General features: G+C 64.0%; 12 protein-coding genes. 5 read left to right on the forward strand and 7 right to left on the reverse strand.

The genetic code is table 11. The features are described from left to right. Positions 1 to 4: 4 nt before the first annotated feature. A complete protein-coding gene (locus F4036_01960; GenBank protein MYK36507.1) occupies positions 5 to 964 on the forward strand; it encodes a hypothetical protein in 960 nt (319 codons plus the stop codon). Next, positions 961 to 1,296: a pilus assembly protein PilZ gene (locus F4036_01965; GenBank protein MYK36508.1), complete on the forward strand. Its 336-nt coding sequence runs from the start codon at positions 961 to 963 to the stop codon at positions 1,294 to 1,296. The genes F4036_01960 and F4036_01965 overlap by 4 nt, the downstream gene beginning before the upstream one ends. Before the next feature lie 14 nt (positions 1,297 to 1,310). On the opposite strand, the gene F4036_01970 is transcribed toward F4036_01965, so the two are convergent. Continuing rightward, complete coding sequence (locus F4036_01970) at positions 1,311 to 3,050, reverse strand: hypothetical protein (protein ID MYK36509.1); 1,740 nt, start codon at positions 3,048 to 3,050, stop codon at positions 1,311 to 1,313. A 68-nt stretch (positions 3,051 to 3,118) separates the two neighbouring features. Between F4036_01970 and F4036_01975 the strand changes: the two genes are divergently transcribed. Then, positions 3,119 to 4,150, forward strand: a complete 1,032-nt coding sequence (locus tag F4036_01975; GenBank protein MYK36510.1) for an NAD(P)/FAD-dependent oxidoreductase — start codon at positions 3,119 to 3,121, stop codon at positions 4,148 to 4,150. A 66-nt stretch (positions 4,151 to 4,216) separates the two neighbouring features. Here F4036_01975 and F4036_01980 read toward each other — a convergent pair whose 3' ends face one another. Then, a complete protein-coding gene (locus F4036_01980; protein MYK36511.1) occupies positions 4,217 to 4,651 on the reverse strand; it encodes a TlpA family protein disulfide reductase in 435 nt (144 codons plus the stop codon). A 151-nt stretch (positions 4,652 to 4,802) separates the two neighbouring features. Here F4036_01980 and F4036_01985 point away from each other — a divergent pair, with 151 nt between their 5' ends. Continuing rightward, entirely contained in the window at positions 4,803 to 6,194 is a 1,392-nt protein-coding gene (locus tag F4036_01985; GenBank protein MYK36512.1) for an exo-alpha-sialidase, read from the forward strand. 83 nt (positions 6,195 to 6,277) lie between these two features. Here the strand turns inward: F4036_01985 and F4036_01990 are convergent, their stop codons facing one another. The 4 genes from F4036_01990 to F4036_02005 are packed head-to-tail and all read right to left on the reverse strand — an operon-like array spanning position 6,278 to position 10,280. Next, positions 6,278 to 6,943 carry a hypothetical protein gene (locus F4036_01990; protein MYK36513.1) on the reverse strand — a complete coding sequence of 222 codons (666 nt, stop codon included), beginning with the start codon at positions 6,941 to 6,943 and terminating at the stop codon, positions 6,278 to 6,280. 49 nt (positions 6,944 to 6,992) lie between these two features. Further along, positions 6,993 to 8,180: a class I SAM-dependent methyltransferase gene (locus F4036_01995; GenBank protein ID MYK36514.1), complete on the reverse strand. Its 1,188-nt coding sequence runs from the start codon at positions 8,178 to 8,180 to the stop codon at positions 6,993 to 6,995. Positions 8,181 to 8,212: 32 nt separating this feature from the next. Then, positions 8,213 to 8,962 carry a DUF1365 domain-containing protein gene (locus F4036_02000; protein ID MYK36515.1) on the reverse strand — a complete coding sequence of 250 codons (750 nt, stop codon included), beginning with the start codon at positions 8,960 to 8,962 and terminating at the stop codon, positions 8,213 to 8,215. Then, positions 8,907 to 10,280 (reverse strand): FAD-dependent oxidoreductase, encoded by a 1,374-nt coding sequence (locus F4036_02005; protein ID MYK36516.1) that lies wholly within the window; start codon positions 10,278 to 10,280, stop codon positions 8,907 to 8,909. The genes F4036_02000 and F4036_02005 overlap by 56 nt, the downstream gene beginning before the upstream one ends. A gap of 74 nt (positions 10,281 to 10,354) precedes the next feature. Here F4036_02005 and F4036_02010 point away from each other — a divergent pair, with 74 nt between their 5' ends. Then, complete coding sequence (locus tag F4036_02010; GenBank protein MYK36517.1) at positions 10,355 to 11,221, forward strand: acyl-CoA desaturase; 867 nt, start codon at positions 10,355 to 10,357, stop codon at positions 11,219 to 11,221. Here F4036_02010 and F4036_02015 read toward each other — a convergent pair. Then, positions 11,130 to 12,893, reverse strand: a complete 1,764-nt coding sequence (locus tag F4036_02015; protein ID MYK36518.1) for a DUF4166 domain-containing protein — start codon at positions 12,891 to 12,893, stop codon at positions 11,130 to 11,132. The two genes, F4036_02010 and F4036_02015, sit on opposite strands and share 92 nt — an antisense overlap. Positions 12,894 to 12,942: the final 49 nt, after the last annotated feature.

Raw genomic sequence — 12,942 nt, forward strand, 5'->3', positions numbered from 1 at the left:
TGCGGTGAACCGGACGGAGCTTCCCTGGCTGGAGCCTCTTGAGGCCGAACTCGCGGCCCAGATCAATTCAGGCCAACTTGCCCATGCCCTGCTGGTCCACGGCCAGCGCGGCACCGGCAAGCGGCGCCTTGCCGCCTGGCTCGCGCAGGAGTTACTGGGTTCCGACCGACCTGTATGGCCCGCCGAGTCCGCCCCGGAGACCACGCTGCACGCGAATCTTCACCCGGCCGCACCGGAGCCGGGCAAGCTGCTCTCGGTGGAGCGCATCCGGGAACTCATCGATTTCATGCTGCTGAGCACCTACGGATCGGGCGCGCGCGTTGCGGCTGTCTGCCCGGCCGAGTCAATGACGCGATCGGCCGCCAACAGCCTGCTGAAGATCCTCGAGGAACCGCGTCCGAACAGCTACATCCTCCTGGTCGCGGACGATCCGGCGCAACTGCCGGCCACGATCATCAGCCGCTGCCGCCTGCTGCGTTCTCCGGCCGTACCCCGCGAAGCGGCGCTGGCCTGGCTGGCGCAGCAGGAACCGGATGCGAACTGGGAAAACGCCTTGCGCCTGGCTGGAGGCGGGCCGCTTGCGGCGCGGCAATTGCATGCCGATGGCCTCGACGAACGTGCCAGGACAATGAGCGGCCAGCTGGCCGGTCTGGAGCGGCGGGCGTCCACGCCGCTGGAAGTGGCGCGAAGCTGGAAGGACCTGCCGATGCGGTTTTGCTGCGATTTCCTGTTCCGTTGCGCGTTTCGCCGGATCAGCGACTGGACCGCAAGCGAAAATAATGCCTACAAGCAGAGATTTTCGGTCTTGTCCACGGATTTGCAGGAGGCAATGATCAGGTACGGTTTTGGTCACCTGGACAACGTCATGGATTGCCGACGCATTGAACGCTTCACGCCGAACGCGGAACTGGCCGTAACGGTGCTGCTCAAGGACTGGTACGGGGGATTCGGCACGCAGCGATGAGCATTCCCGGCTTCTACTCCCTGGTGCTGGAGGACGCCGATTCGCTTTCCGCGGCCTGGCTGCCGTTTCTCGACCCGGGCGGACTGTTCGTCGGGACCCGTCGGGATCATTTCCCGGGAGAAGAGGTCGTGCTGCTGCTGCAACTTCCCGACGGCGAAAAGCGCAGCGTCGCCGGCAGCATCGCCTGGATAAGCGCGGAAGAGCTTTCCGGGCAGCCTCCAGGCGCCGGCGTTGCCCTCGACGGCGACGAAGGAGAGGCGCTGGCTGAAAAAATCAGACGAATCGTGGGCGACGGGCCTTCACCGGCCGAAGCACTCCTGGCCCGCTGCTGAAGCGCGCCAGCGCTTCAGCGCCAGCCGGAGAAACGTACTACGCGTTGCGGGGCGATCTGGACGCGACATTCGGGGCGCAGCTTTTCGGCGCCCAGCAGGTACCAGTAGCGGCGATGGGCATAGCCCAGGCGAACTCCCGAATTGCCGGTGAAACACCAGTTTCGATACTCTTCCGGCGCCAGCAACATCCGGTCGGGAGCTTCTCCGAGCCAGGCCGAAGCGTCCAGGATTTCCTGGCGGCGATCGGCGCGACGGCGCCCGAAGTGGGTGACCGGCCGGTCCATGTGCAGCATCTGCTGGGCCCGCCAGTCGGCCAGTCCCAGTTCCGTGCCCTCGGGAAGTGCCTGTAGCGCCGCTACGGTAATCGTCTTGCCGGAACGCCCCTCGTTGAGCAGCGAGAACGAGCCCCAGCCCAGCAGCATCCAGAAAAGAACGATGATGCACACCGTGACCGCGGGCGCCCTGCGGCTGCCGGCGGACAACAAGCCTGCCAAGCCCGCCGCGCTGGCCACGATCACCAGCGGCACGACCACGGGATGGACCGAGTTGATCTCCAGAAGCAGCACGAGCCGTCCCGGATTCAGAAGGTTGAACCAGAAGGGAGATCCGTCCGAAAGCGATGTCACGGCGGGCTCGTCGGCCGGTGTCACGCCGTACACGCTCAGCATGGAAAAAAGCAGAACCAGCAGCACGGCCATCATTCCGATCCAGAGCGTGAGGCGGCAATTCCTGCGCTGCAGAGCGCCGGCAAGATGCGGCCCGCAGGCAAGCGCCAGCGCCGGAATGATCGGCAGAAAATCGGCCGCCCGCTTCGCCTGACTGACGGAAATGAGAAGCAGGACCGCGGCTGCCCAGACGATGAAACAGAGCAGGGCGGGGTCGCGTGCGCGCAGGCCGTCCCCCCAGCCGTAGCGGACCCAGGGAAGCGTCAGCACAAGGGGGAAACAGGCCCAGGGAGCCACCTGCAAAACGTAGTACCAGAACGGGTAGAGGTCGCTCCACGACGCGGGGCCGCGGCCCAGAGGCCAGGCTTCCGGCAAGGCCAGCCTGTAAGCGGCCACGGCTTCGCTGTCGGAGCCCCAGAGCACGGCCAGCCAGGCCGCCGGGATCGCCAAGAGCACGGCAAGTCCCAACAGCAACCTGAGGTTCCACCGGGCCGGCCTCAACAACCAGCCGCGACGCGCCGCCCAGAGCCACGGCGCCAGCAACAGGAGCGGTAACAGGCCGGAAATGTCGATCAGCAAACCCAGCGCGCAAGCCAGGCAGCCGAGAACGAAATGGCCCCAGGCGGTCCCCAGCAAAAGGTGCCGAGACAGCCCGTAGAGCCCGGACACGATGAAGAAGCACAACACCACGTCGCCCCCGGCGCCGTGCGCCTGCAATGCGAACTGCACGCAGCCCAGCATTGCGACCCCGGCCCAGAAACCGGCGGCATCGTCCCAGAGCCGGCGGGCCAGGTCGCAGGTCATCCACAGCATGCCGATGCCAGCCAGCAGCGAAGGCAACAGGAACCCGATCCTCATGCCGAACAGCCACTGAAAAACCGCCAGAATCCATAGGTATAGCGGCCCTTCCTTGACGAACAATTCACCGGCGAGCGTGGGCGCCAGCCAGTCGCCGGAACTGAGCATTTCCGCGGCCGCGAGCGCGTTTTCCGGCTCGTTGGGCGGCCAGGGATCGCGCAGGCCGAAACCCGCGGTCAGGATCAGCAGTGCGGCGCCGAACAGGATCAGCGAACGGAACCGGTCTCTCATATGGCAAGTGTATCGCTCCGCGGGCCACACTTATAATCCCGTTCGCGACTACCGGCGCCCGGAAGCCTATGACCATACGAACCGATGCACTGATAGTTGGCGCGGGTCCCTGCGGGCTTTTCCAGGTGTTTGAACTGGGGCTGCTCGGCATCAGCGCACACTTGGTCGATGCCCTGCGGGAGCCCGGCGGGCAATGCACGGAACTCTACCCGGACAAGCCGATCTATGACATTCCGGCCATCCCGGTGCTCAACGCCCAGGACCTGGTGGATGCCCTGCTGAAGCAGATCGAACCCTTCAACCCGACCTTTCACCTGGGTGAGGAAGTGACGGTGGTCCGGCCGCTCGGAGAAGGGGAGGGCTTTCACGTCGAAACCGGGGCCGGGACGCAATTTCAGGCAAAAACGATTTTTCTCGCCGGCGGGGTGGGCTCATTTCAACCCCGCAAGCTGCGCCTGGAAGGCGCCGAGACCCTGGAAGGCCGGCAGCTTCATTACCGGGTAAAGGACTCCTCGCGTTTCCGCGGCAGGCGCCTGCTGATACTCGGTGGCGGCGACTCAGCGCTGGATTGGGCGCTGGAACTGAACAGAATCGCCGAATCGGTGACGCTGGCGCATCGGCGCGACGAGTATCGCGCTGCGCCGGCTTCGGTAGCGCAGTTCAAAGAACTCGTCGCGCAGGGCAGGGCGCAACTGTTTGAGAAAGCCCGCGCGACCGGCCTGCACCTTACCGGGGAAGATCTCTCGGCGGTCACCCTTAGTGTTGAGGAAGTTGAAAGAGATCCTCTGGAAGTGGATGATTTATTGGTTTTTTTCGGATTGGCGCCTAAGCTGGGCCCGATTGCCGACTGGGGCCTGGACCTGAACCGCAAGACCGTGAACGTGGATCCGGAAAAGTTCCAGACCAACGTGCCCGGAATCTTCGCCATCGGCGATATCTGCCACTATCCGGGCAAGAAGAAGCTGATCCTGAGTGGTTTTCACGAAGCCGCGCTGGCAGCTTTCGCGGCCAAGGCGATACTTACGCCCGGCAAGAAGGTTCACCTGCAGTACACGACCACCAGCCCGATCATGCACAAGCGCCTGGGGCTTTCCGACTGACCAGGGAGGGAGGGCGTCCCGCCCTCCGGGAAGGCGGGACGCCTTCCCACCCAGGGTGTTCATGGCCTAATCGGCCGGCATGGCCGCCAGCACGGCCTCCTCGAACTGCTCCTCGCTGTGTCCGCCCAGAAGCGTCCGGACGATTGAACCGTCCGGGCCGATCACGTAGTTCGCCGGCATGACGCCCGGCCAGAAGGGATCCAGTTCTTCCACCAGCAGATAGTCCTCGAATTCCCCGTTCAGATAGCTGTGCCACTCGGGGAACCGGGTCTCGATGAATTCCGGCACCAGCCACGCCGCGTCCGCCTGGTCGTCCAGCGATATCGCCACGAGGGCGAACCGGGACGGATCCAGCTTCTCGCGCAAATTGATCAGCGCGGGAATCTCATGGATGCATGGGCCGCACCAGGTCGCCCAGAAATTGACCAGCACCACCTTGCCCCGGTGACTTTCGAGCAGAGGCAGCAGATCGTCGGCCCGAACCCACTCAAGCTCTTGCATATCATCGCTTTCCGCCGAATCCGCCGCATTGTTGGCCGGCAAGGCGGCAGGGGAGGCCAGCGCCAGGATCGCTGCCGCCGTCGCGAGGGCGGCCCACCGTACGGGTGTATGATTTGGGGCTAATCGAACAAGGTTCACCGGAGTCCACCGTATGTTGAAAAAAGCATACCTTAGCGCATTGGCGCTCTTGGCCGCGTTTCTGTTCCTGCCGTCCACGGCCTGGACACAAGCCGAGATTCTCTACCAGAACGAGTTGGGGTTGCCGGACAGGGCGGCATTCAGCCCCGAGGTCGCGGTATCCGGCAGCGGCGAAGTGTACGTCGTGTTTCTGGACCGGCCCGACCCGACCGCGCCGCCTCCGAAGCGCAAGCACGGCGAACACAGCCATCGTTCCTCGGTGGACCTGTGGATTGCCCGTTCCGACGACGGCGGATCCAGTTTTCAGGCGCCGTCCATGGTCAACCATGAACATGGCGTGATCTGGGGCTTCCAGGTCAGCAAGCCGCGGGTCAACATTGACGATCACGGCACCGTGCACATTTTTTATCCGGGCAACGCGCAGTCCAGTCAGACGCGGTTGGACGTCATCGCCTCGCAATACACGCGCTCGCTCGACAAGGGCGCCACGTTCTCCGAACCCGTCATGCTGAATTCGCACGTCAAGAAGGACGGGCGAGGGCTGTTGGGCGAAGAGCTGGGCGCGGCGCATGCCTTCGGCACCATGGGAGTGGCGCCCGACGGCACCGTTCACACGTTCTGGCTCGACACCCGTTACATGGGCGATCCCAGCATGGGGGCGACGCTGTTCACCGCGTCATCGAAAGACGGCGGGGCGACATTCGGCACCGAGATTGAATTCGCGCGTGACGTGGTCTGTCCCTGCTGTCAGCTGGTAGCAGACTTCGTGGGCGACGAGGCCGTGCTGGTGTCCTACCGGCACGTCTTCGACGACGGTTCGCGCGACAGCGTCGTGCTGCGTTCCACGGACGACGGGCAAACCTGGCCCGAACTGGCGCGCTTGCCGATCGACCCCTGGTATATCGGCGGCTGCCCGCTCAAGCCCACCGACATGGCCGTAAACGAGAACTACGTGTATTCCGTATCCTTCTCCGCCGGCCCCGAACAACAGGGCATCTGGTTCAGCCGCTCGCGGAACGCCGCCCTCGACTTCGAGGAAGCCATGCACCTGCACCCGGACTCAAAGTACAGCGATGCGCCGGTCATTACCGTGACGCCGAGCGGGGTAGTGCGGGTCGTCTGGCATTCGCGCGAGGGGCGCAAGAGCCCGTACCGGCTGTATATGTCGGAGTCCTACGACCACGGCGAAACCTTTACGGCACCCTGGGAGCTGCCAACACCTGAAGAAGGCCAGTCACGCTTCCCGGTATTGGCGACGGATGCCGACGGGAATTCACATGTGGCCTGGGAGCAGCAGGTCAAGATCGGCGAAATCGTGACCACCGAAGTGCACGTCATGGGCATCGCAGCGCCCAGCACAGGTCCCACGACGGTCATCGCCAGCCTCGGCCAGGGCGCCGAATAGCAAACAGCCGCCTTCGCGGCTTTCTCGCGGTCCCCCCGCAGCGCGGTCAAGCGGGTGCGGGTCCGTAACGCGCTGACGAGCGTCTAGAACGGCTTGGCGAGGCCGAGATAGGCCAGCGCCAGCGACGTACCCCAGAACAGGTATACGACCTTTTTCGACCGCCCGAGCATCGTGGTGAAGATGGCCTCCACCTCCGGCGTCGAGCCTTCGGCGGCCAGTCGCCGGAATCCGGTCCCGATGTCGGCAACGTAGGACCTGAGCCACAGGCCGAGGTACACCAGCACGCCGAACAGCATCACCTTCAGCCCCAGCCAGTTGCTGCCGAACCCGACGTCCATCACCAGCGACACGGCGCCGGCCAGCACGAGAACGGGCGCGACGACCCACCGGATGCGGTTGTCGATCACGCGAAAGGTGCTGCCGGCGGAGGGGCCCTTGTTCAGGTAAACCGCCCAGGAGAGCACCAGCCAGGCCAGAAAAACGATCCAGACCAGCCAGAGCCAGGTTCCCGTGATCGGACTGAGGCCCAGACTGTCCGCCAGCGTAAGACCCACCGGGAACATGAGGATCAGGCAGGACCGCGGCACCAGGTCAATCCAAAGCATGGCGGTGAGGAAGCGCCGGCGTTCCTCGATCGGGAGTTCCGCCTTGCAGATGTAGTGGGTCGTGACATAGACGCCCCAGTCCGGTCCCAGCCAATAGACGAACAGCACCAGGTGCGCGTAGAGGACGAAAGTGTGAAAATCCATAACTTACCTCTTACTTTACATAATATACATTATGCCCAATCTATCGGGATCAACGCGCCAACGGTTTGGCAAAGAGAACTTGCGCGTCCCCTATCGTGCGCTCCGCAAACCCGGCCTCGCAGTACCGGAAGTAGAACTCGTACATGCGCAGGAACTCGCTGGAGTATCCAAGCTCCTTCGCCGCGCCCCAGTTCCTGCGCAGCGCCTCCGCCCACAGCCGCAACGTGCGCACGTAGTGGCTGCCGATATCTTCCATGCGCACCAGTCGGAAGTCCGTCCGCCGTCGCACCGCGCCCATGATCGCCTCGACTGACGGCAGAAAGCCTCCCGGAAAGATGTAGCGCTTGATGAAATCCACCCGTTTGACCGCGGCCCGGTAGGACTGGTCCTTAATCGTTATGGCCTGGAGCACCATCCGGCCGTCCGGCTTCAGCAACTCGCTGCAGCGCTTGAAGAACAGGTCCAGGTACTGGGCGCCCACCGCTTCGATCATTTCAATGGATATCAACCGGTCGAACTGCCCGCCGGTGTCCCGATAGTCCTGCATCCGGATCTCCACCCGATCTTCAAGACCCTCCGCCTTGACCCGCTGCACGGCCTCCGCGTGCTGCCGCTCGGAAATCGTGATGCTCACCACCCTGCAGCCGTATTTCCGCGCCATGTGGATGGCGCAGGCGCCCCAGCCGCTGCCGATTTCCAGAACGCGCAGGCCGGGTTTCAGTTGCAGCATTTCGCACAAACGGTCCAGTTTGGCGATCGAGGCTTCCTCCAGGCTGGCGTCCTCCGAACGAAAATACGCACAGGAATACAGCATTGTTGGATCGAGGAACAACTGAAAGAAGTCGTTCCCGACGTCGTAATGCGCGGAAATGTTGCGCCGGGAGCCTGAGCGGGTATTGCGGCGCAGCGCGTGCCCTATCCGGTGTGAAACCCCGCCCAGCGCCGACAACGGGCCGCCCAGGCCCTCCAGAACGTCCTGTTCGCGCAGCATCATCCTCAGCAGGCCGGCCAGATCCCGCGAGCGCCACTGGCCGTCCATGAACGACTCCGCCGCGCCCAGTGCCCCACCGGTCGCGATCGCTCGCCAGCAGCCGCTGTCCAGCACTTCCATAGTGGCCAGGGGAAGATCGCCCGAACTCCCCTGCCCGCCCAGGACAACTCTTTGGCCTGCCTCCAGCACTTCCAGCCGGCCGTTCTCAAGCCCGGCCAGGCGCTTTTGCACCGGCCGCCGCCACATCGAGGCAGGCAGATCAACCTTCTCCTGCGCGTTCACGATCCCGGATGCGCCAGCGGCTTGACGCCCTTCAGCCACAGGCGCAGGGCGTTGCTATGGATGCGCAACGTGACGTTGGCGGTCATCAACGGATAGCGCAGCAGGCTGCGCGCCAGGACGCCGCCCGAAACCGGTCGGCGTGTCAGCGCCAGGCTGGTCTGAAGCGTGGCCTCTTCCTCCTTGAGCACCTCGATGCTCAGCGACAGGCGCTCGCTGGGAGGGCCTGCCCAGCAGCGGTAGGACATGTCCATTGGTATAAAGGGAGATACGTGCATTTCCTTATTGAAATCAAACAATTGCCCCCTACCCCCAGACTTGGCCTCAGCAGCGGGCAGCACGTAGCATACGCGCTCCTTCCAGGGCGTGTTGCTCACCTCCAGCACGTAACAGCGCGGCGTAGGGCTGTCCCGGTCGAAGCAGTAATAGACCGAGATCGGGTTGAAGATGTAGCCGAAATACCGCAGATGCGTCAGCAACCGCACCGGTCCGTCCAGACGCAAGCCGCTCCGCTCGCGCACCAGCGCCCGCACCCCCTCGGCGAGATTGTCGCAGTTTCCATCCAGGTGGTCGCGCGGCTGGAAGCGTGCAAGCGCCGGTCGCCGCGTGGACCAAAGCCACCTTCCGGAAAAGACCTGGTCAAGCTCGTCCAGGTCCATGTACGCCATGAACAGGCGGTATTGAAACGCGTGCCTAGCCGGCCTGTGCCGGATATGCCTGACCCAGCCCTCGTAGATCGCGCTGTGCATATGCGAATTTTGCCTGAATCTCCGGCCGGGCTGCCCATGCGCGCACGCTGCCGGCCGCTTTTAGCCCGCTCACCAGTCCGTCTTCATGAAAGCCCCACCCTGCCCATGCGCCGCAGAAAAAGCGATTGCCCGATCGGTTCAGTTCATCGATCCTGCCCTGCGCGGCAAAGGCCTCCGCGCTGAAGACCGGGTGGGCGAAGCTGAGTTCCGCAATGACCTTCTCGCGGCGCAGAGGACGCAGCGGATTGAGCGTGACGCAAATCGGCTCCGGCGACTGGAGATGCTGGAGCACATTGAGGTTGTAGGTAACGGAAGCCTCGCGTCCGCTGGCGGGCGCCCGGTAATAGTTCCAGGAAGCCCACGCCAGCCGCCTTTTGGGAAGAACGGCGCGGTCGGTGTGCACGACCGCTGCGTTGCGCCGATACGGTATGGCGCTCAGCACCTGCCGCTCGAGCGGGCTGGGGTCCTTGATCAGGCGCAGCGCGTGGTCGCTGTGCACCGCCAGCACCGCGGCGTCGAATGTCTCCACGCCACGATCCGTTGCGACGCGAACCTCGCTGCCCGCGGACTCAATCGAGCGCACCGGCGAATCGGCCCTGACGCGCCCGCCGAAACCGCGCAGCACGGCATCCACATACCGGTCGGCGCCACCGGGAATCATCCGCCATTGGCGGTGCCCCTTGGCGCCCAGCAGCATGTGGTTGGCCATGAAACGGAGCAGGTAGAGGCTCGGATAACGCTCGATCGATTGCACGGAACACGACCAGATGGCGCCCGTCATCGGCAGCAGGTAATCGTTCACCAGCTCCGGACCGTAACCGCCCTGATCCAGGAACTCCGCCACGCTGGTCTCGGCCAGTTCCCCTTCCCTTTCCGCCAACGCCCGGTTGGCGTCGCGATTGAACTTAAGTATGTCCCGCAGCATCCGGTAGTGCCTGGGGCGAAGAAGGTTACGCCGTTGCGCGAAGATCTTGTTCATCGTGCTGCCGTGATATTCCAGGCCGGACTGGTCGCAGCGCAGGCTGAAGCTCATCTCGGTGTCCCGCGCGGTTATGTTCAGCTCCCGCAACAGACGTGTGAACTGCGGGTAATTGGCCTCGTTGAACACCATGAAGCCCAGGTCGGCCCGGTATTCCTGCCCGAAGCGCTCGAATTCGAAGGTGCGGGTATGGCCGCCCGGCTTCTCCCGCGCCTCGAACAGCGTCACCTCATGTTCGCCGTCCAACTCTCTGGCCGCGGCAAGCCCGGAAATTCCTGCGCCGATGACGGCGATGCGCAGTGGGTTGGCCGTCCCGAGACGGGTTACTTCAACGTCCATCCGGCTATAATTCGCAGTACTCGCGCGCGCCGGATTCAGGCGCAGGCAGCAAGGAGCCCGGGAGGGATCGATTGGTGAAGACCGCAACGCGAAAGGCGCAACACAAGGCTCGGGTCGTAGTCATAGGAATGATCGCCTTTCACCTGGCCTGCTTCGGCGCCATCTACACGGGCGTGAGCTGGACCGCCGTGATCGTCGCGGCCGCGCTCTACTTTCTGAGAGCCTTCGGCGTGACCGCGGGCTTTCACCGCCTGCTCGCCCATTCCTCGTACAGCGCGTCCCGCCCGGTGCGTTTCCTGCTGACCTTCCTCGGCAGCTGCGCCACCCAGGGCGGTCCCCTGTGGTGGGCGTCCCACCATCGCCGCCACCATCGCTATTCCGAGCGTGAAGGCGACGTGCATTCGCCGGTTCAGCGTGGCTTCTGGTACGCGCATATCGGATGGATGTGGGATGCGGTGTGCTTCTCGGGCAACTACGCCAACATCAAGGACCTTCACCGTTACCCGGAAATCCGGATTCTACAGAAAGGCTACGTTTTCCTGATCCTCGCCCAGGCCGCTGCCCTGTTCGGCCTTGGCGCGCTGCTGAACTGGCTGAACCCGGCCCTGGGAACGAGCGGTCTGCAGATGCTGGTCTGGGGTTTCTTCATCAGCACCGTGGCCTTGTGGCACGCCACCTTCATGGTGAATTCGGTCTGCCACCTGTGGGGAACGCGGCCCAACCCCGCCGGAGACGGCAGCCGTAACAATTTCCTGGTGGCCCTGCTGACTCTCGGAGAAGGCTGGCACAACAACCACCACCGCTGGGCCTATTCCGCGCGGCACGGACTGCGCTGGTGGCAGATCGACGTCACCTGGATGGGCCTGCTGCTGATGAAGCAGCTCCGCCTGGTCCGCGATCTCCGCCTGCCCGCCCGGAGAGTGGCGCCCGCGCAAACCTGAGGTAGCCCCGGTAACGGATGACAAATCCCGCCAGCGGCAGGCGGATCTCCACGTCGAAACAGAATCGATTGTCCTTCGCGTATTCGTAAGAATCACCGCTCGGCATCAAGCTGCGCGGTAGCGGCAATCCGAGAAAACTCCATCCCCGCATAACCAGGTTCAGGCGGTCGTCGTCCGGAACCAGGGCCATTGCGAACGTCAAAGGACCGAACCGCTCGCACAGCAGGTGCTCGAAGCGGCCGGATCCCGCACTGAACGTGCTGGCGAAGACCTGGCCTCCAAAGTCGCGCGTCCACTTGTCGAAATACCCATGGCGCTCGAAAGTCACCGATACGGGCACGTTCTCGCCGGCCGCGGGAAACCGCATGATCCAGGCCAATATCCGCGCCAGCACTCCCCTGCCCCGCGTGATCGACGACTGTCCGCTGACCGTCAGCTTCGGCCCGGCGCCATGCACGGCCCTGAGAACGGCGGGAAGCGATTGCCAGGCCGTGCCCAAAATCCGCGCATGCAGGCATGGCTCGCCGGCTCCTGCGCCGTTTCGTATGCCGATGGAGATGGGCCGTTCCGCGAACACGCGCCCGTAGTCGGATAATTCCAGCGCCGCGGTCGCGGGCCGGGCGCCGGCCCCGGGCGTCCGTCCGTCCAGCCAGTTGCGGACAATCGCCTCCACCGCCATCGACGGAATGTAGAGGCCGTGATGGCCTTCCGCCAGGAGGTGCACCGATCGGCTGATGTCGGCTCCCTCCGCATCCCTGCCTCTCACTTCCACGAACATGCCGCCTCGATGCTCGCCCCAGCGTACGTTGTTGGCCGTCGAGTGAATAAGCCGCGCGAGCGGCGTCAGCGAAGGGAGCAGTCCCAGCCTTACCAGCCCGGCAAACCATCGCAGCAGGCAGTGCAGGATCGCGGGCTCCGGGGCGGCGCCCATCCAGACATCCTTCACCTCCGGCCATTCATCGGCCAGCAACTGCAGGTCCGGCACGTCGACCAGCGAAAACGTGCGGGGAAACAGCGGAATTTCGCCCGGCGGCGCAATCGTGAACCTTCTCGTTTCCCGCAAGGCGCGGGCGGTTTGCTCGCTTCCTCGCCGCCGCACCGGGATTCCCGTGCCCGCGTAACCCGCAATGGCACGGATCACGTTGTATCCGACGCCGGCATACGGAGAAGGCGCGATCCCGCCCGTTATCGAATCAATGCACCGGAAATCGGTTGCGAGATCGCGAACCATGGCGGCCGAAAGCACGGGAAAACTGCTGACTCCGGACAAGACCACCAATTCTTTCTCCTTGGCTGTCGCATCAAATTGCCGAGTGCCCCGGAGGAAATCGGGACTGTCGGCGAGATCCAGGTAATGCGTGCGCGTGGCCAGCGCGGCCTTGACCACGCGATAGGGGTCCTTCCCGTAAGACTGGAACGGTCCGGACGCGTCAACAACAATGTCCGGATTGACTTTCTCGATCCGCCGGGCCACGTCCCCATCACGATCCACTGTCAGTGCTTCACGAGAGGCCCCCGGAGGAAGCGCATGACAGAAAGACAGCGCGGCGGACTTTGAGCGGCCGGCGATTACAAGAGAAATGCGCTTTTCCCGGCAAAGCAATTCGGCCAGCCGGCCGCCGAATGTGCCGTAACCCCCGATGACGAGCAGGCGGAGGCGTTGGTTTTTCAAGTTGCCTCTAATGGATGAGGGCGGGGACGCCCCTCCCCTCCCAGGATGC

The sequence above is a fragment of the Gammaproteobacteria bacterium genome, from assembly GCA_009845905.1.
GTDB lineage: Bacteria > Pseudomonadota > Gammaproteobacteria > Steroidobacterales > Foliamicaceae > Foliamicus.